We start from the raw sequence: 18,362 nt of genomic DNA, 5'->3' as shown, positions 1-18,362 counted from the left end.
GCTCAGCCACCTCTGCAACCGCAGCCGCGTCCGCACCAACTGGCAGCGCTTCCTGCAACTGCTTGGCCAACCTGACATGAAGGCGGCGGCGTTGCTGAGAGAGCAGCTGCCCATAGGCAACCTCCCCCAGGACCGGATGCTTGGCCGTGGCGCCTGAGGTCGGGTCTCGTATCACCAGCCCCGATTCACAGACGTCCCGTACGGCGTCCAGGTCACCGTCTGCTGCCGCCAGCAGCTCGTCGTCATTCAATGCTCTTGGCAAGGTTCCGGTGGCGGCGACGACCAACCGCGCCGCGGGCGACACCGTCTGCAGCCGCGCCTGCAAGACCTGGCGCAAAGAGATCGAAGTGGCAGGATCGGTGCTCGACAGCTCCGCGGTGAGATAGGGATTGCCGCCACTGCGTCCGAAGATCGCGTCGGTCTCGTCCTGCGTCAAACCGGATCTCAGGCCTGCGAGCTGGAGTGTGGTCTCTTCGCGGGTGAGCCTTCGCAACGCCAGGTCGGTGACCGCTGGGTTGCGGAGTTGTTCTGCCAGCCACTCCGTTCGCTGGGGGTCGGTGACTTCGTCGCGCCACGTGAGGAGGATCAACAGCCGACGCTCGGGCAGGTTGCGAGTCGAATAGGCAAGGAAGTCGAGTGTCGACCAGTCGGCCCAGTGCACGTCCTCGACCACGAGCACCGTGCCTGTGGGAGGACCGTCCTCGAGTGCGTTGGTCAGCTCCTCGACAGCTTGCGCGCGACCGGCGGCAACAGAAGGAAGCGCCTTGGTCCCGACGCCCATACCGAGTGAGCGGCCGAGCGCCGCGGCCAATCCGCCGTACGCCACCGCGCCTGCCATGGGAGCGCAGGCCCCTTGCAAGATGCGCAGGCCGGTCTCGCGACGATCCTGTAGCACCTGGTGGACCAGCGAAGTCTTGCCGACGCCGGCCTCGCCCCGGATCATCACGGCAGCCGAAGCGTCCGGCAGTGCGGCGATCACCCGCTCAAGCAGCGAAGCCTCAACCTGTCGACCAACCAGCGCGGTGGTCATCACCCCATCATGCGCCCGAACGGCGTTGTCGTCTGGTGAGGGAGGAAGAATGCGCGGAATGACTATGGTGAAAGACCTCGAGGTCCGCGGCATGCAGCACTGTGAGACGACGGCCCTGGGCGTGCTGCTGCGGCATGAGGGGCTCGACTTGTCCGAGCCCATGCTGTTCGGGCTTGGCTCCGGACTGTCCTTCATCTACTGGGACAGCAAAGCCATGGGCTTCCCCTTCCTGGGAGGCCGGGTCAAGCCGTTCGAGCTCACCAGGAGCCTGGCCGCCGTACTCGGGCTCGAGTTGCTGGTCGCGGAGACCACCTCTCCGCGCAAGGCATGGCAGAACGTCGCGGCACCCATCGACGCCGGTCGGCCGGTCGGTCTTCAGCTCGACAGCTACTACCTGGACTACTTCAGCACCAAGGTGCACTTCGGCGGGCACGTCGTGACCATGTACGGCTACGACGAACAGAACGCCTACCTGGTGGACACCGAGCCGCAGGGCGGAGCCGTCTTGACCAGCCTCACCGGCCTGGCCAGCGCCAGGGCCGAGCGCGGCCCCATGACCGCCAGGCACCGCTCCTTCACTATCACGGTGCCCAGCAGCCTGACGCCACCACAGGACCGGATCATCCCCGCGATCAAGACCTGCGCCGACGCCTTCCTGAACCCGCCCATCGCGAACCTGGGCCACCGGGGCATCGAGAAGACCGCCAAGCAGGTGCCGAAGTGGCTGCAGCGCAGCGACAATCCGCAGGAGGACCTGCCACGGGCCGCCCTCCTCATGGAGAGGGCCGGCACCGGCGGCGCCCTGTTCCGCAATCTCTACCGGGACTTCCTTGCCGAGTGTGCCGAGCTGATCGACAGCAGCCACCTGCGCACTGGCCACAGCCTGTACGCCGAGGCCGCCACCCTCTGGACACAGGTGGCTGCACTCGTCGCGGCAGCAGGCGAATCCGGCGACGCGAAGAACCTCGTACAGGCCGGTGCCATCCTCCACGAGCTCTCGCAGATCGAACGCAAGGCGATGCAGGCACTCAGCATGCTCTAGGGGCGCCTGTCCTGAGGCGGGTTTCCGACATGTCGTGGCGGCCTGAGGGATCAACCCCCTACGGTGGATAAACGAAAGGTCATTGCGTATTTGATTGGGAGTGGCCATGAACCGACGGGTCGGCATTGTGCTCGCGGGTGCCATTGCAACCGGGCTGCTCCTCGCGTCGGCCGGGCTGGTGGCCCAGGCCGGCCAGTCGGCGGTCCAAGTGGCGTGTACCGCTCCCGCGTGGGCCGAAGGGGTCAGCTACTCCGTCGGCGCCAAGGTGACCTACCTGAACCGGTCGTACGAGGCCCGGTCCGCGCACACCGCGCCTCCCGGCTCGGGCTGGAACCCGGTCGCGGCCCCCTCGCTGTGGCTCGATCTCGGCGCTTGTGACAGCACGCCACCCACGACTCCACCGACCACGCCACCGCCTGGAGCCGTGACCTGTCCGGTGAAGTCCCGGCCGGCCGGCAAGGTCCTGCACGGCTACTGGGAGAACTGGGACGGCGCCTCCAACGGTGTGCATCCGCCGTTCGGCTGGACCCCGATCACAGACTCGCGGATCGGGCAGCACGGCTACAACGTGATCAACGCGGCGTTCCCGGTGATCCTCTCCGACGGCACGGTGAAGTGGGAGGACGGCATGGACGCGACCGTGAAGGTCGCCACTCCAACCGAGATGTGTCAGGCGAAGGCGGCCGGCCAGACCATCCTGATGTCGATCGGCGGCGCCACCGCAGGTATCGACCTCAGCTCGTCCGCCGTGGCCGACCGGTTCGTGGCGACCGTGGTGCCGCTGCTCAAGCAGTACAACTTCGACGGTATCGACATCGACATCGAAACCGGCCTGACCGGCAGCGGCAACATCAATCAGCTGTCCACCTCACAGGCCAACCTGATCCGGATCATCGACGGTGTGCTGGCTCAGATGCCGTCGAACTTCGGCCTGACCATGGCACCCGAAACGGCCTACGTCACCGGTGGCAGCGTCACCTACGGCTCGATCTGGGGTTCCTACCTCCCCATCATCAAGAAGTACGCCGACAACGGCCGGCTGTGGTGGCTGAACATGCAGTACTACAACGGCAGCATGTACGGGTGTTCCGGCGACTCGTACTCCGCGGGCACAGTGCAGGGCTTCGTAGCCCAGACCACGTGCCTCAACACCGGCCTCGTCATCCAAGGCGTCACCATCCGCGTCCCCTACGACAAGCAGGTCCCCGGCCTCCCAGCCCAATCCGGCGCCGGCGGCGGCTACATGACCCCATCCCTGGTAGCCCAGTCCTGGAACACCTTCAACGGAGCCCTCAAGGGCCTGATGACCTGGTCCATCAACTGGGACGGCTCCAAGAACTGGACCTTCGCCGACAACGTCAAGTCCCTCCAAGGCCGCTGACAGGCAGGGGCCAGTACCCAGAAACGGGACTGCAGCCGCTCGGTGGGCGGCTGCAGTCCCTACCAGGGAGGGTGTTGCTGTGGGGCTACCCGGTGGGGTTGCCGTTGTCGGAGCCGAGTTTGGCTGTCACCTTCTGGCCGGGCTTGCCGGCGCGGGTGAAGGTGACTTCGACTTCATCGTCCGGGCGGTGCGAACGGACAGCGGCGACCAACGCGTCCCCTGACGCGATCGCCTTACCGTCGACGGCGGTGACGATGTCGCCCGCCTTCAAACCGGCTTTGTCCGCCGCACCGCCGGACGTCACCTCGCCGAGGGTCGCTCCTTGCGAGAGCCCGTCGGATGACTGCGCGTCGCCGACCGTCACTCCGAGCCGCGCATGCGTGGCCTTGCCCTTGGCCACCAGCTCGTCGATGATCGGCTTGGCCTGGTCGATCGGGATTGCGAAGCCCAGGCCGATGTTGCCGCCTTCGGATTGTCCCGATCCTCCGGCGGTCTTGATCGCGCTGTTGATTCCGACCACCTGGCCGGCGAGGTCGATCAGTGCGCCGCCGGAGTTGCCCGGGTTGATGGCGGCGTCTGTCTGGATTGCTGGGAAAACCGTGGTGCTGTCCTGCGCGTCCTCACTGCCCGACGTGACCGGCCGGTTCAGCGCGGAGACGATGCCGCTCGTCACGGTCGCCTCCAGCCCGAACGGCGAGCCGATCGCGACGACGCCCTGCCCGACGCCAAGGTTGCCGCTCTTACCCAGTACGGCGGGTGTGAGGTCGGTGGCCTCGGCCTTGATCACCGCGAGGTCGGTCAGTGGGTCGGTGCCGACGATGGTCGCCGGGACGACCCGCCCGTCGTTCAGCATCACCGACAGCTTGCTGCCGCCGGCAACCACGTGGTTGTTGGTGACGATCAGGCCGTCCTTGCTGATCACGATGCCTGAGCCGGTGGCGGCTCCCTGCGAGGTGACCGAGCTGATCTTGACCGTGCTCGGCAGCACCTTTGCGGCAGCTGCCTGCACCGAGCCGTCCGGCGCGGAGGCCGGAGCGGCCTGCCCGCCGGTCAGCGGAGCGGTGACGGAAGGAGCGGCAGTGGTGCTGTCGTTCGTCGCCGAGTAGATAGCCGCACCACCCACACCGCCGGCGGTGCCGACCAGCAGCGCGGTGGCTGCCACCAGAGCCAGACCGCGCCGCTTGGGCTTCGGTGGCTCCGGCTGGGCCGGCTGCGGGCCGAACGGCCAGTTCGGTCCGCCCGGTGACGCCCCCTGATGCGCACCGGCCATCCCGAACTGCCCGCTCTGCTGGTAAGTACTCCCACCTGAGGGGTACTGACCTGGCCGCGCCTGTCCGCCCTGGGGGGCGCTCTGCTGCTGCGAGTGCTGGCCGTAGCCGGTCGTCGGCAACTGCTGCGTGCCCTCGTACGGACTCGAACCGAACGACGGGGGCGTCCCCTGCTGGGGCTGGCTCCCGTACGTCGAACCGTAGGTCGAGCCCTGGTCCGGGGTGTTGTCCCCGGGCTGGTTCTGCGGCTGGGGCGGCTGGTTCTCGGTCATGGGTAAACCTTGGGGGCCGCACCTGAGAACGCCCTGAAGATCCCGTCAGAGCCGACGAAGAGTTCCATGAAGATCCCCTGAAGAATTCATCAGGAAGAGATGAGGGCCGGCGGACTCCGGGGGTCAGGCCGGGACGGGGATCTCTTCGATCACCTCGGCGGCGATCTTCGCGGCGGTGCGTTGGTACTGCGTGGCCAACTGCCGGAAGAGCTGTTCCGCGCGGATCGCCGGCCAGTCCCGGTCCAGGTGCTCGGCCGGCAGGTGCGGGTCCTGGCGGACCAGTTGGAGCCAGTCGGTGTGCAGGATCAGCTGCCGGGCGAGATCGTCGGGCAGGGCCGGTAGTGGATCGGCCGGCTCCCAGCGGGCCAGGAACGCGCGGTACCGGTCGGCGATCGCCTCGAGGTCGAACGCTCTGCGCACCAGGTCGGCCGACTCGGTCGGCTTGGCCGGTTGCGCCGTGAAGACGGTGACGTGACTCGTCAGCCCGAGATCCGCAGCGATCGTGGCCGCGTCCTTGGCGCCCGGCGCGATCCACAACCCGTTCTGCAACAGGCCGAACCCGGCCCAGATGAGCTGTGAGCGCAGGTCATGCCGATCGCTGCGCCGGCTGTCGGGGATCGAGAAGCCGACCAGGGTCCAGCTGCCGTCCCAGTCGCGGTTCACCGCTCCCGTCCGCCAGATCCGTTGCGCGCCGTCCTCCAGCACCTCGGTCGCGTGCAGGGTGAGCCCGAGGTAGACGCGGCGACCGGAGCGGTGCCGGGTGAGCATCCCCCGCTTGACCATCCGGTTCACCGTCGACCGGACAGCCTCCTCGGTGACCCCGACCCGGCCGAAGACCTCGATCACGCTGCCGGAGTACACGGCTGTGCCGCGGCCGACCAGATAGATGCCGAGAAAGCTGAGCATCAGGGACTGCGGGCGGGCCGAGTAGCTCAGCGCGCCTTCGTCGTCGGGATCAGCCGTCACGTCAGCCAGCCTAAACGCCACCGGGCGCTCGGGAAGAGCAATTATTGGTCACAATCTTGACGGCCGTCACAAGAACGCCCTATGTTGACGGGACTCCCCGGCTCGGCCGGCGGCTCAACCGAAGGGATGGCCCGATGAACTTGCAGGGAAAGGTCGCAGTGGTCACCGGCAGTGGCAGGGGACTGGGCCGGGCGTACGCCGAAGCGCTTGCTACCGCCGGCGCTGCCGTGGTCGTCAACGATGTGGACGCCGAGGCCGCGGCCACGGTCGTCAAGGGGATCACCGAGTCAGGTGGCCGGGCTGTCGGCGCGATCGCACCGGTCGGTACGGCGCAGGTTGCCGAGGAACTCGTGTCGGCGGCGATCGGCGAGTTCGGCCGGCTGGACGTGATGGTCACGAACGCGGGCATCCTGCGGGACAAGGTGCTGTGGAAGATGTCCGACGAGGATTTCGACGCGGTGATCGACGTCCATCTGCGCGGGACCTTCACTTGCGCCCGGGCGGCGGCGATCCGGATGCGGGAGCAGGGGACCGGCGGCCGGCTGATCCTGATCTCGTCGCCGGCCGGGCAGCGCGGCAACTTCGGTCAGACGAACTACGCCGCGGCCAAGGCCGGGATCGTGGCGATGGCGCGGACCTGGGCGCTGGAGCTCGCACGGTCCGCGATCACCGTGAATGCCGTGGTACCGATCGCAGCGACCGAGATGACGAAGACGATCCCGGCCTTCGCGCCGGTGATCGAGGAAGCCGAGCGGACCGGCCGCCCGTTCCCGGAGTGGCTGCGTAAGGACGAGGGTCTCGGCACGGTGGAGGACGTTGCCGCCCTGATCGTGTACCTCGCGTCGGCCGAGTCCCAGGAGGTCACCGGCCAGGCGATCGGCATCGGCGGCGACCGCCTGGCCCTGTGGTCCCACCCTCAGGAGAAAGCAGTCGCCTTCGCCGCCGGTGGCTGGACTCCGGACGCCATTGCCACGACTTGGCACACCGGCGTGGGCGCCAACCCCGAGACGTTCGGCATTCCCGCCCCGACCCCACCGGCGGCTTGAGGTGAGTGCCTTGAAGTTGGACCTGGATGAACTCGTCGCTGTCGATGTTCACACCCACGCGGAGGTGTCGGCGGATGGGCGGAGCTCGCTGAGTCCGACGCTGATGGGTGCCTCGGACAAGCATTTCGGTGCCAACGGCAAGCGGCAGCCGACGATCGACGAGCTGGCCGCTCACTATCGCGAGCGCCGGATGGCGGCTGTCGTCTTCACCGTCGATGCCGAGCACGCGACCGGTCATCCCCGGATCGCCAACGAGGAGATCGCCGAGGCCTGCGCCCGGCATCCCGATGTTCTCATCCCGTTCGCCAGCGTCGATCCGTGGAAGGGCCGAGCCGGAGCGCGGGAGGTCCGCCGGCTGATCGAGCGGTACGACGTGCGCGGGTTCAAGTTCCACCCCAGTCTTCAGGCGTTCTCCCCGAACGACGTGATGGCGTACCCGCAGTACGAGGTGATGGAGGAGTTCGGAGTACCGGCGCTGTTCCACAGTGGGCAGACCGGCATCGGCGCGGGACTGCCGGGTGGAGGCGGGATTCGCCTGAAGTACTCCAACCCGTTGCTGGTCGACGACGTGGCGGTGGACTTTCCGGAACTGCGGATCATCCTGGCTCATCCGTCGTTTCCCTGGCAGGACGAGGCTCTCGCGGTGGCGACTCACAAGCCGCAGGTCCACATCGACCTGTCCGGGTGGTCGCCGAAGTACTTCCCGCCGCAGTTGGTCAAGTACGCCAACTCCTTGCTGCAGGACAAGGTGCTGTTCGGCTCCGACTACCCGCTGATCAGTCCGGATCGCTGGCTGGCCGACTTCGCCGGGCTGGAGATCAAGCCTGAGGTGCGACCCAAGATCTTGAAGCACAACGCGGTGCGGCTGCTCGGCCTCGCCGATGACCAGAAGGAGGAGTCATGACCATTCCGCTCAGAGTGGACGATTTCGAGGGTATCCGGGCCCTGGCCGGCCGGGATCTCGGACAGAGCGACTGGCTGGAGATCAGCCAGGAACAGATCCAGTTGTTCGCCGACGCGACCGGCGATCAGCAGTGGATCCACGTCGATCCCGAGCGGGCGAAGGCCGGCCCGTTCGGCGGCACGATCGCCCACGGTTACCTCACCCTGGCCCTCATCATCCCGTTGTTCGGCGAGCTGCTCGAGCTGAACGGGGTCCGGATGAGCGTGAACTACGGCCTGGAGAAGGTGCGGTTCCCGAGTCCGGTGCCGGTAGGCAGCAAGATCCGGCTGTCCGGCCAGGTCGTCTCGGTCGACGAGGTCGCCGGTGACGGGGTCCAGATGCTGCTCGACTTCGTCATCGAGGTCGACGGTCAGGACAAGCCCGCCTGCGTCGCTCGCGCCGTCTACCGGCACTACGCCTGAGGGACGTGGACCCGCCATGTCCGCCACGCGATCGGCCAACCCGGTCCAGCTCCGCCGCGCCGTCCTGTCGAGCTACCTCGGCAGTGTGATCGAGTACTACGACTTCCTCCTCTACGCGACCGCCTCCGCGGTGGTCTTCAACAAGGTCTTCTTCTCCTCACTGGATCCCCTGGTCGCGACGATCGCCAGCTTCGGCACGCTCGCCACCGGGTACGTCGCCCGTCCGCTGGGCGGGGTGATCTTCGGGCATTTCGGTGATCTCCTCGGCCGCAAGCGGATGCTGTTGCTGAGCATGACGCTGATGGGCATCTCCAGCTTCCTCATCGGTCTGCTGCCGACCTATGCCCAGGTCGGCGTCCTCGCCCCGGTTGGACTGGTGCTGCTCCGGGTCGTGCAAGGGATCTCCGTCGGCGGCGAGTGGGGTGGCTCCGTGCTGATGTCCGCCGAACACGCCACGACCAGACGGGGTCTGTGGGCCAGCTTCACCAATGCGGGCGCACCGTCCGGTGTGGTGCTGTCCACGGCTGCCCTGACCGGGACCGCCGCGATCGTCGGGGAGAAGGCATTCCTGGCCTGGGGTTGGCGCATTCCCTTCCTACTCAGCATTGCGCTGCTCGCTGTCGGCCTGTTCGTCCGGCTCAAGGTCGAGGAGACGCCGGCCTTCAAGGCCGTCGAGCAGGATCTGCCGAAGCGACGGCTGCCAGTGGTCGAGATCCTTCGCGACCATCCGCGGACTCTGTTGCTGAGCGTCGGCGCCGGGATGGCGGCCTTCGTGGCGCAGGCGACGCTGACGATCTTCGTGCTCGCCTACGGCGTCCGGGTCGGCCACAGCCGGCAGGAGGTGCTGAACGCGTTGACCGCGTCCTCGGCCTGCGCGGTGGTCGGGATCCTCGCCTGGTCCGCCCTGTCGGATCGCATCGGCCGTCGCCCTGTCGTAGTCACTGGCGCGCTGGCGATGGCGGCGTACAGCTTCGTGCTCTTTCCGCTGGTCGACAACGGCAGTACTGCGGTGCTGGTGCTCGCGTTGATCATCGGCCAGGCGGTGATCCACCCGATGATGTATGGGCCGCTAGCTGCTCTCTACACCGAGCTGTTCAGTACGGAGAACCGCTACACCGGTGCGTCCCTGGGCTACCAGCTGGCCGGGCTCGGGGCGGGATTCACGCCCTTGTTGTTCGCGCAGATCCAGCAGTCGACCGGAGCGAGGTCGACGTTCGTGATCTCCTGCACGATGGCGGCCTTCTGCCTGGTGGCCGTGGGATGCATCCTGGCGCTCAAGGAGACCAACCGGCGAGACTTGGCGGCAGCTCCGGTCGTCAGGCGGCAGCCCGCCGTCACCAGCTCGCAGCCGTCAGCCGGCGAAGCCGTCGCTCAGTAAAGAAGCCGTGGCAGTAAAGAAGCCGTGGCTCAGTGAAGAGGAGGCCGGTCGCATGCAGAACGCGGGACTCGGCGGTTGGCCGTATCGGCGGGCTCAGCTGTCGCCCGGACGCACCGCGCTGCTGTTCCAGGGCCGGAAGACCAGCTACGCGGAGCTGGCGGTCCGGATCAGCAGGCTGGCCGACCGGCTGCGCGAAGCGGGCGTCGGCAAGGGGGATCGGGTCGCGTACCTCGGCCCGAACCACCCAGCGTTCGTCGAGACGATGTTCGCGACGCACGTGCTCGGGGGGATCTTCGTACCGCTCAACTTCCGGCTGACCGCGCCCGAGCTGGATCACCTGCTCGAGGACTCGGGGGCCACGATCCTGATCTATGCCCCCGAATGTGCCACTGCGGTCCGGTCGCTGGATCACCAGACCTCTCTGCGGGTCGCACTCGACCACCCGGGCCCGGGCGAAGCGCAGTACGAGAGCTGGCTCGCCGGCGGTGCGGAGGCGCCGATCGACGTGCAGGTGGGGCTGGAGGAGGTCGCGTTGATCCTCTATACCTCGGGAACCACGGGTCGGCCGAAGGGAGCGATGCTGACCCACGGCAACCTGGTGTGGAACACCGTCAACCTGTTGATCGGCGTCGATGTCGCCTCCGACGAGGTCACGCTGATCACGGCGCCGCTGTTCCATGTCGCGGCGCTGGCGCAGACGTTCCTGCCGACCTTCGCCAAGAGCGGCTGCGCGCTGATCACCTCGTCCTGGGACGTCGACAGCTGCTACGACCTGATCGAGCAACACGGCGTCACCTGGATGTTCGGCGTCGCGACCATGTACGCGGAGTTCGCCCGCTCGCCGCGGTGGGCGACGGCGGAGCTGGGGTCCTTGCGCAGTCTGATGTGTGGCGGGGCGGCTGTGCCGGAGTCACTCATCCGCACGTATCAGGAGCGAGGGCTCGTGTTCTGCCAGGGGTACGGGATGACCGAGACCGCACCGGGGGCGACCTTCCTGGAGGCAGGGGAGAGCATCCGGAAGGCCGGCACGGTCGGGGCCGCGGTGTTCTTCGGGGACGTGCGGGTGGTTCGTGCGGACTCGACGGAGGCAGCGCCGGGAGAGCCCGGCGAGGTACAGATCCGGGGCGCGAACGTGACGCCGGGCTACTGGAACGACCCTCCTGCGACGGCCGACGCGCTGATCGACGGCGGCTGGTTCCGGTCCGGGGATGTCGCGACGGTGGACGAGGACGGCTATCTGACCATCGTCGACCGGGTGAAGGACTTGTTCGTGTCCGGTGGGGAGAACGTCTACCCCGCCGAGGTGGAGAAGGCGATCTCCGACCATCCGGCGGTGGTCGAGGTCGCGGTGGTCGGCGTACCGGACGAGAGGTGGGGCGAGGTCGGCCGGGCGTTCCTGGTCTGCCGTCCGGAGGTCGTGGTGAGCCGCGGCGAACTGCGGGAGTACCTGCTGCCCCGGCTGGCGAAGTACAAGATCCCGGCGTACGTCGACGTGGTGGAGCGACTGCCGAGGACCGGCTCGGGCAAGGTACAGAAGTCCGGCCTCCGCAACCTCCCCCTGCCCACCGAGCTCAGCCCCAGGTGAGTGGGTCGAGGAGGAGATAGAACGCGAGCCGGCGGACGTCCGGATCGGCGAGACCGTAGGCGGACAGGAAGGCGGCCGGATCCAGGCCCCACTCGTTGGACAGTTGGGCGGTGGTGAGTGCCAGGTCTGCGTAGCGGTCGGCGACTCCGAGCCGGCCGAGGTCGATGAAGCCGGTGACTTCGAGGGAGTCCGGGTCGAAGAAGACGTTCGGCAGGCAGGGATCTCCATGGCAGACGACGAGATCGTCAGGCGCGTGCAGCTGCGCGTAAGGCAGTTCCGCACGGAGCTGGTCCAGCAGGTCTTCCGGCCGTTGCCGTCGCCACTCGTCGTTGAGGAACTGCGGGTTCACTGCGCCGCGTCGTACGACGTCTGCTGCCTCGTCGAGCACGGTTGTCACCGGCCGGGTGAAGGGACAATCGGCTGGGTTCAGTTCGTGCAGCGACCGCAGAGCCGCCGCCAGCCGGTGCAATGCCTTCTCGTGGGTGTTGCGCGGTAAGTCAATCCCGGTAACCCCTGGCACAGCTGTTGTCAGCAGGTACGCACCATCCGTGGATTCGGCGAAGTCGACCACGTCGGTGCCAGGGATCCCGGTGGTCCCCAGCCAGGCGATGCGATCCCGCTCGTCGCGGAGCTGATCGATCCCGTCGGCTGCGGCGTACTTGGCGTAGAACGCACCGTCGCTGCGCCTGAAAACCTTGGCGTCCGACTCACCCGTGTCGACCGGCTCCCAGTCGCCGGCGGGCAACATCACAGGGCTACTCACCCGGCCAATCAAAGCAGGCTGGATTGAAGAGCAACCAATGGTTGCGTATTGAGCCGACCCGGGCTACGGTGATGTGCAACCAAACGTTGCGGAAAGTGGGAAACTCATGGAGTTCGGGACGATCGAGCGGGAGATCCGGATCGAGGCCTCGCCTGAGGTCGTCTTCGAGGTGATCAGCAGTCCTGAGCATCTCCAGGAGTGGTGGGCCGACGAGGCGGAGCTTGATTCGGCGCCCGGTGGTCGCGGAACGCTGAGGTGGGCGCGGGGGACCGACCAGGAGATGGTCGTCCCGATCACGGTGGTGGAGGTCGAGCCGCCGCGGTTGTTCTCGTTTCGCTGGGTTGCGCCTGAGGGAGAGGCTCCCGTTCCCGGCAACTCGCTGCTGGTGACCTTCGAGGTCGTGCCGTCGGGAGCAGCCACTGTGCTCCGGATGACCGAGACCGGGTTCCGTGAGAAGGGCTGGGAGATCGCGGTGCTCGAGGAGCAGTACCGCGACCACGGCGAGGGCTGGGACCACTACATTCCCCGGCTCGGGGAGTACGTCCTGCGGCTGGTGGCCCCGCGATGAACGCCGTGATCGACGACGACCTGTGGTCGGCGATCGGGGACCCGACCCGGCGACGGATGGTCGATCTGCTGCTGGCGAGTGGCGGCGGTACGGCGACCACTCTCAGCGAGCAGCTTCCGGTGACGAGGCAGGCCGTCGCGAAGCATCTCGGGGTGCTCGATCGCGTCGGACTGGTTCACGTCACGCCGATCGGACGGGAGATGCGCTACCACGTCGACGACGCCCAGCTCGCCCGGGCCGTGGCGCAGCTCTCAGCAGTGGGAACGGCCTGGGATTCCAGGTTGCGCCGCATCAAGCGGATCGCCGAGGCGATCCAGCGAAACCAACAGCAGTAGCCCGAATACGCAGTACCGACACAAGGAAGAGGTACCGGAAATGGTTGACATCCTGCACAGGGTCGGCATCGTCTCCTCCCCGGAGAAGGTCTACGAAGCCCTGACCACGATCGATGGTCTGGCCGGCTGGTGGACGACGGACACGGAAGGCGACGGCAAGGTCGGCGGCGTGCTCAAGTTCCGCTTCGTGCCGGGCGGTTTCGACATGAAGGTTCTCGAGCTGGACCCCGGCAAACACGTGCTGTGGGAAGTGGTCGACGGGCCGGAGGAGTGGATCGGCACCCACGTCAACTGGAAGCTCAAGCAGACGGACGACTTCACCATCGTTGCCTTCGAGCACCTTGGCTGGAAGGAGCCGGTGGAGTTCATGTACCACTGCTCCACCAAGTGGGCGATCTTCCTGATGAGCCTGAAGGCGCTGGTCGAGACCGGGAAGGGCAACCCGTCGCCGAACGACGTCATGATCAGCGACTGGCACTAAGCCACGGGTCAGCGCGATTGGGTGGCCGCGTGGGGGAGCCAGAGGGTGAACTGGGCTCCTCCACCCGGAGTGTTGCGGGCGTAGATCATGCCGCCGTGCTGTTCGGCCGCGTGCTTCACAATCGCCAGTCCCAACCCCGATCCGGGTCGGCTGCGCGCCTCGCTCGACCGGTAGAACCGCTCGAACACATGCGGCAGATCGGCCTCGGCGATCCCCGGTCCGCTGTCCGTCACCGTCAGTACGCCGTCCAGCAGCCGGACCGTGACCCGGCCGAGCGGTGCGCTGTCCCCACGATCCGCCGGGTTCGGCACCGCGTTGTCCGGGATGCTGTACTTCGCGGCGTTGTCGAGCAGGTTCGTCACGGCCCGGCCGAGCAGTCGCTCGTCACCCCAGACCGGGAACGGCGTCAACTGGACGTCCCACTCCAGCCCGGGAGCGCGACGCCGTACCTTGATCACCGCGTCCTCGACCACGTTCGACATCTCGATCAGTTCCGCGTTCCGCACCTGCGGGGTATCGCGGGCGAGCTCGGTCAGGTCGCCGATCAACGTCGTCAGCTCGTCCATCTGGGCGCGCACGTCGTCGAGCAGTTGCTGCCGGTCCTCCGCGCGGAGGCCGCCGCGTTTGTCCGCCTGGGCGAGCAGATCCAGGTTGGTCCGGATGCTCGTCAACGGAGTACGCAACTCGTGGCCGGCGTCGCCGACCAGCCGCCGTTGCCGGTCCTGCGATCGGGCCAGGGCGGCAAGCATCGCGTTGAACGCCAGCGCGAGCCGGGAGATCTCGTCCGAGCCGGTGACGGGGATCGGCTTGAGGTCCTCGGTCCGCGCGATGTGCTCGGCCGCACCCGTCAGCCGCGCCAGCGGCCTGAGGCCGGACTGCGCGATCGCGTTGCCGGCCAGCGCCGCACCGATGACACCGAGCAGCCCCACCGCCCAGAGCACAATGCCGAGGTTGTGCAAGGTTCGGTCGATCGGTTTCAGCGACTGTGCCACCACGAGGGCGAGCGGCCTGTAGTACTCCGGTTGTCGCTGACATGTCTTCGGGTCTTCGAAAGGACAGTACTGAGTCGCCACTGCGACGACTCGGTAGTGCGGGCCGTTCCGGACACCCACCGTCCGGATGCTTGGCTTGATCCCGATCGGGCCCTGTGCGATCGCCAGCTCGGGCGCGTCCATCGGCGGCATCGTCCCCGGCGAGCCGATCTTCTGACCGTCGGCGGTGTAGAGGCCGAGCAGGATGTCGCTCAGCCCGAGGGCTTCCGGCGGGACCGACTGGATGAGCCCCGGGTCGGTGAGTGCGCCGCTCTTCGCTGCCTGGACGGCGCGGTCGACGAGGCTGTCATCGAGGTTGCGGTACATCTGCTGCCGAACCGTCACGTACGCCGACAAGCTGACGAAGGCGACCGCGAGTCCCACGGCCACAGCGGCGAGCAGGGTCACGCGGGCATGCAGGCTCAGCTTGTGCAGCTTGTCCTGCCACCAGCTCTGAGTGCGCGCAGCCGTAGCCACGACCACCCGACTCGCACCATTCCCATTCCCCCGCCCGATCCCATTACCAGGCCCACCGCCCCCGCCACCAACACCGTCCCCGCCGCCTTCGCCGATGACGCCGTCCGTTGTCGCGTCGCCGCCAGTACTACGGAATGCGGGCGTGCGCGGACCGCCGGCCCCACCAGGACCCGGCCCACCTGACCGTGGATCACCCGGACCCAGTCCGCCTGTCCCGGGCGCGCCCGGTCCGCCCGTGCCGGGACCACTCGGTCCGCCTGGGCCGGGACCACTCGGTCCGCCTGTGCCGGGACTACCCGGTCCGCCCGTGCCGGCGCTACCTCGTCCGCCTGTGCCGCGACCACCTGGTGTTGGGGTGCGGTGATCGGCGTACCGGGGGGTCTGGTGGCCCCGACCGATCTCGAGGGTTTCTTCGTCTGACTGGCTGCTGTAGTGCGGGAAGTCGTCGGAGGGGGGTTGCGTGCTCACGGCGGGGTGTCCCTCAGCACGTAGCCGATGCCGCGGACCGTGTGGATCAGGCGCGGCAGACCGTCGACCTCGGTCTTGCGACGCAGGTAGCCGATGTAGACCTCGAGCGAGTTCGCCGTGGTCGGGAAGTCGTAGCCCCAGACCGCGTCCAGGATCACCGCGCGTTCGAGCACCCGGCGCGGGTTGCGGATCAGCAGTTCGAGCAGGGAGAACTCGGTCCGGGTCAGCGGGATCGGGGTGTCGCCGCGGTGCACCTCGTGCGCATCCACATCCACCACCAGATCGGCGTACTGCAGGACCTCGCCGCGCGGCCCGCCCTCGCCAGGCGTGCTGCTGCGCCGGAGCAGGGCGCGCAGCCGCGCCAGCAACTCCTCGAGCGCGAACGGCTTCGTCAGGTAGTCGTCGCCCCCGGCGTCGAGGCCGTCCACCCGGTCCGCGACGGCATCGCGCGCGGTCAGCACCAGGATCGGCACGTTGTTGCCCGCGGCCCGCAAGGCCTTGGTGGTCTCCAGCCCGTCCAGGCGCGGCATCATCACGTCCATCACGACAGCGTCGGGCTCGACGTTGCCGATGACAGCGAGCGCTTCAGCGCCGTCGGACGCCGTCACGACCTCGAAGTCGTTGAACTCCAGCGAACGGCGCAGCGAGTCCCGGACCGCCCGGTCGTCGTCCACCACCAGTATCCGCATGTCGCACTCCCCGCTCACACTGAAGTCCCGCTGAAGTCCCTGAATCGTCATGGCATAGGCCCCAATCGTCCGGACCCCCGCCTGTTGCAGGTTATGCCGTCTGTTTGAGAATCCGCTGAGAACCCGCTGATCAGTCGCGAAGGAGGTCGGCCCGGGCGTAGGTTTTCGGCGTGGACATCATCGAATTCGCGCCTGAGCCCGAGCAGTACGCCTGGACCTTCGGTGGTGTCCCGCCGATTCGCCGGGTCAAGCCCGGGACCGCCATGCGGCTGTGGACCGAGGATGCCTTCTGCGGCAAGCTACGCAGCAGTGAGGACCTGGCCAGCGCCTCCCTGACGATGCCGTTCGTCAATCCGCAGACCGGCCCGTTCTACGTCGAGGGCGCCGAGCCCGGCGACACCCTCGTGCTGCACTTCGTAGACCTCACCCCCGCTCGAAGTTGGGGTGCGTCCGCGACCATTCCGTTCTTCGGGGGACTCACGAGCACCGACCGTACTGCGACCCTCCAAGACCCGCTGCCGGAACGGACCTGGATCTACGAGGTCGACACGGACAAGCAGACGGTCGGTTTCAGTGCCCAGGGCAGCAACCTCGAGCTCGCGCTGCCGATCGAACCCATGCTCGGCACGGTCGGGCTGGCTCCGGCCGCCGGCGAGGTTCGTTCTTCGCTGGTGCCGGACACCTTCGGCGGCAACATGGACACCCCGGAGATGAGGGCGGGCGCGACCTGCTACCTCGGCGTCAACGTCGAGGGCGCGCTCTTCTCGATCGGCGACGGTCACTACCGCCAGGGCGAGGGCGAGTCCTGCGGCACGGCCGTGGAGGGCTCGATGAATGTCGTGCTGATCGTCGACCTGCTCAAGACTCCGGGCCCGGCCTGGCCGCGGATCGAGAACGACGACTACCTGGCCGTCGTCGGCTCGAGTCGACCGCTGGAAGACGCGTGGCGAGCCGGTCAGGTCGACATGGTCGGCTGGCTCGGTCAGCTCTACGGCCTCGACAAGCTCGACGCCTACCAGTTGCTGAGCCAGATCAGCGAGGTCCCGCTGGCCAACGTGGTCGACGCCAACTACAGCGTCGTCACCAAGGTCCCCAAGCGCCTCTTGCCGACGGTCGGCGTCTACGACGGCATCCACCGCCACCTACGCGATCTCGCCGCCACCCTCAGCTGAAAGCCGGTACTACGTCCTGCGCGAACCGCTGAAGTGGTTCGTGGTCATAGGCAACACCGGGAACGTAGACGATGACGTACTCGATCCCCACCTCGGCCAATTGCTCAACCTGTAAAGCGATCTGCTTGGTGGTGGCGAGCTGCGCCCGACTACCTTCCAGACCACCACCAGCGCCGATCTCCTGGAACTCCTCCACGCTGTAGCGTCCACGAGCCCTCGCGGTGGCCGTCACAGGATCCGCTCCGGCATCGATCGGGAACACGTTGATGCTGGTCGACTTCACGATCTCGCTGTAGTCGCGTCCGACGGAATCACAGTGCGCACGCAGTACGGAGAGCTTGTGCTTGATCGTGTCCACGTTCCCGGTGCCGAAGTTGCAGGCATCGCCGTACTGCGCGACCAGTCTGAGCGTGACCTTCTCACCACCACCGCCGATCCACAGCGGGGGCTTGCGGCGTGGTTCGACGAAGGGCTTGTCGACCGAGTGGTACTTGCCGTCGAAGACCACGTCGTCCTCGGTCCAGAGCCGGTGGATCAACTCGACGGACTCGCTGAAGGAGCCCATCCGGTCCTTCAGGCTCGTCCACGGATAGCCGTAGGCCCTCCACTCGTGATCCGACCAGCCCGCGCCGATCCCGGCGTACAGGCGGCCGTGGCTGGCGACGTCGACCGTGGCCGCCATCTTCGCGTAGAGCGCGGGGTTGCGATAACCGTTGCAGCCGACCATCTGACCGAGCTTCACCCGGCTGGTGTCGCGAGCCAGCGCGGCGGTTGTCGTCCAGGCCTCGAACACCGTCTCGCGAACTGGTGACGGCACAGTGTGGAAGTGGTCGAACAACCAGATCGAGTCCCACGGCCCCGCATCGGCCGCACGCGCAACGGCCGTCATCGCCTCCCACTGCTCGACGGGGTCGCTGAACCCCGCCAGATCCATCTTCCACCCTTGTGGAACGAACAATCCAAACCGTGTTGTCATGCCTCCATCCAATAGGTGAGGTGCCAAGCCGGTCCAGCACCTCACCTACTGAATTCCCACTGATTAACC

At 67.4% G+C, this 18,362-nt stretch carries 18 protein-coding genes; 11 read left to right on the top strand and 7 right to left on the bottom strand.

Features of this window, described 5'->3' with window-relative positions; all coding sequences use genetic code 11:
* Nucleotides 1–1,030, bottom strand: a 1,030-nt coding sequence (locus tag VFG33_RS32090; RefSeq protein WP_325056741.1) for an AAA family ATPase, incomplete at its 3' end; no start/stop codon positions are given.
* Between the two features lie 58 nt (nucleotides 1,031–1,088).
* Between VFG33_RS32090 and VFG33_RS32085 the strand changes: the two genes are divergently transcribed.
* Both VFG33_RS32085 and VFG33_RS32080 read left to right on the top strand, forming a co-directional pair.
* The gene (locus tag VFG33_RS32085; protein ID WP_325056740.1) at nucleotides 1,089–2,072 is read left to right on the top strand and encodes a BtrH N-terminal domain-containing protein; all 984 of its coding nucleotides are present in this window, start codon (nucleotides 1,089–1,091) and stop codon (nucleotides 2,070–2,072) included.
* Between the two features lie 106 nt (nucleotides 2,073–2,178).
* Nucleotides 2,179–3,453, top strand: a complete 1,275-nt coding sequence (locus tag VFG33_RS32080) for a glycosyl hydrolase family 18 protein (RefSeq protein ID WP_325056739.1) — start codon at nucleotides 2,179–2,181, stop codon at nucleotides 3,451–3,453.
* 85 nt (nucleotides 3,454–3,538) lie between these two features.
* Here the strand turns inward: VFG33_RS32080 and VFG33_RS32075 are convergent, their stop codons facing one another.
* Both VFG33_RS32075 and VFG33_RS32070 read right to left on the bottom strand, forming a co-directional pair.
* Nucleotides 3,539–4,993 (bottom strand): S1C family serine protease, encoded by a 1,455-nt coding sequence (locus VFG33_RS32075; RefSeq protein ID WP_325056738.1) that lies wholly within the window; start codon nucleotides 4,991–4,993, stop codon nucleotides 3,539–3,541.
* Between the two features lie 123 nt (nucleotides 4,994–5,116).
* Nucleotides 5,117–5,959 carry a PaaX family transcriptional regulator gene (locus VFG33_RS32070; RefSeq protein WP_325056737.1) on the bottom strand — a complete coding sequence of 281 codons (843 nt, stop codon included), beginning with the start codon at nucleotides 5,957–5,959 and terminating at the stop codon, nucleotides 5,117–5,119.
* A gap of 134 nt (nucleotides 5,960–6,093) precedes the next feature.
* On the opposite strand from VFG33_RS32070, the gene VFG33_RS32065 reads away from it, so the two are divergent.
* From VFG33_RS32065 to VFG33_RS32045, 5 genes are read left to right on the top strand one after another with little or no spacing between them, the layout of a single operon-like run.
* Complete coding sequence (locus tag VFG33_RS32065; protein ID WP_325056736.1) at nucleotides 6,094–7,005, top strand: SDR family oxidoreductase; 912 nt, start codon at nucleotides 6,094–6,096, stop codon at nucleotides 7,003–7,005.
* Between the two features lie 10 nt (nucleotides 7,006–7,015).
* On the top strand, nucleotides 7,016–7,909 hold the full coding sequence (locus VFG33_RS32060; protein WP_325056735.1) for an amidohydrolase family protein: 894 nt from the start codon (nucleotides 7,016–7,018) through the stop codon (nucleotides 7,907–7,909).
* A complete protein-coding gene (locus tag VFG33_RS32055) occupies nucleotides 7,906–8,370 on the top strand; it encodes a MaoC family dehydratase (RefSeq protein ID WP_325056734.1) in 465 nt (154 codons plus the stop codon). Before VFG33_RS32060 ends, VFG33_RS32055 begins: the two co-directional genes overlap by 4 nt.
* A 16-nt stretch (nucleotides 8,371–8,386) precedes the next feature.
* Nucleotides 8,387–9,748 (top strand): MFS transporter, encoded by a 1,362-nt coding sequence (locus tag VFG33_RS32050; RefSeq protein ID WP_325056733.1) that lies wholly within the window; start codon nucleotides 8,387–8,389, stop codon nucleotides 9,746–9,748.
* 52 nt (nucleotides 9,749–9,800) lie between these two features.
* A complete protein-coding gene (locus VFG33_RS32045; RefSeq protein ID WP_325056732.1) occupies nucleotides 9,801–11,333 on the top strand; it encodes an acyl-CoA synthetase in 1,533 nt (510 codons plus the stop codon).
* On the opposite strand, the gene VFG33_RS32040 is transcribed toward VFG33_RS32045, so the two are convergent.
* Entirely contained in the window at nucleotides 11,320–12,096 is a 777-nt protein-coding gene (locus tag VFG33_RS32040) for an APH(3') family aminoglycoside O-phosphotransferase (protein WP_325056731.1), read from the bottom strand. The two genes, VFG33_RS32045 and VFG33_RS32040, sit on opposite strands and share 14 nt — an antisense overlap.
* Before the next feature lie 106 nt (nucleotides 12,097–12,202).
* Between VFG33_RS32040 and VFG33_RS32035 the strand changes: the two genes are divergently transcribed.
* Genes VFG33_RS32035 through VFG33_RS32025 form a run of 3 tightly spaced genes read left to right on the top strand, consistent with a single transcriptional unit; the run spans nucleotide 12,203 to nucleotide 13,480 of the window.
* Complete coding sequence (locus VFG33_RS32035) at nucleotides 12,203–12,664, top strand: SRPBCC domain-containing protein (protein WP_325056730.1); 462 nt, start codon at nucleotides 12,203–12,205, stop codon at nucleotides 12,662–12,664.
* Nucleotides 12,661–12,999, top strand: a complete 339-nt coding sequence (locus tag VFG33_RS32030; RefSeq protein ID WP_325056729.1) for an ArsR/SmtB family transcription factor — start codon at nucleotides 12,661–12,663, stop codon at nucleotides 12,997–12,999. Before VFG33_RS32035 ends, VFG33_RS32030 begins: the two co-directional genes overlap by 4 nt.
* A 40-nt stretch (nucleotides 13,000–13,039) precedes the next feature.
* The gene (locus VFG33_RS32025; RefSeq protein WP_325056728.1) at nucleotides 13,040–13,480 is read left to right on the top strand and encodes an SRPBCC family protein; all 441 of its coding nucleotides are present in this window, start codon (nucleotides 13,040–13,042) and stop codon (nucleotides 13,478–13,480) included.
* Nucleotides 13,481–13,488: 8 nt separating this feature from the next.
* Here the strand turns inward: VFG33_RS32025 and VFG33_RS32020 are convergent, their stop codons facing one another.
* Both VFG33_RS32020 and VFG33_RS32015 read right to left on the bottom strand, forming a co-directional pair.
* Complete coding sequence (locus VFG33_RS32020) at nucleotides 13,489–14,994, bottom strand: sensor histidine kinase (protein ID WP_325056727.1); 1,506 nt, start codon at nucleotides 14,992–14,994, stop codon at nucleotides 13,489–13,491.
* 458 nt (nucleotides 14,995–15,452) lie between these two features.
* On the bottom strand, nucleotides 15,453–16,145 hold the full coding sequence (locus VFG33_RS32015; RefSeq protein ID WP_325056726.1) for a response regulator transcription factor: 693 nt from the start codon (nucleotides 16,143–16,145) through the stop codon (nucleotides 15,453–15,455).
* A 170-nt stretch (nucleotides 16,146–16,315) separates the two neighbouring features.
* Here VFG33_RS32015 and VFG33_RS32010 point away from each other — a divergent pair, with 170 nt between their 5' ends.
* A complete protein-coding gene (locus VFG33_RS32010) occupies nucleotides 16,316–17,317 on the top strand; it encodes an acetamidase/formamidase family protein (protein ID WP_325056725.1) in 1,002 nt (333 codons plus the stop codon).
* On the opposite strand, the gene VFG33_RS32005 is transcribed toward VFG33_RS32010, so the two are convergent.
* A complete protein-coding gene (locus tag VFG33_RS32005; protein WP_325056724.1) occupies nucleotides 17,310–18,293 on the bottom strand; it encodes an LLM class F420-dependent oxidoreductase in 984 nt (327 codons plus the stop codon). The genes VFG33_RS32010 and VFG33_RS32005 overlap by 8 nt on opposite strands.
* Between the last annotated feature and the right edge of the window lie 69 nt (nucleotides 18,294–18,362).

Source organism: Kribbella sp. (assembly GCF_035687465.1).
In the GTDB taxonomy this organism is placed as follows: domain Bacteria; phylum Actinomycetota; class Actinomycetes; order Propionibacteriales; family Kribbellaceae; genus Kribbella.
This window is presented reverse-complemented; position numbering and strand designations above follow the sequence as displayed.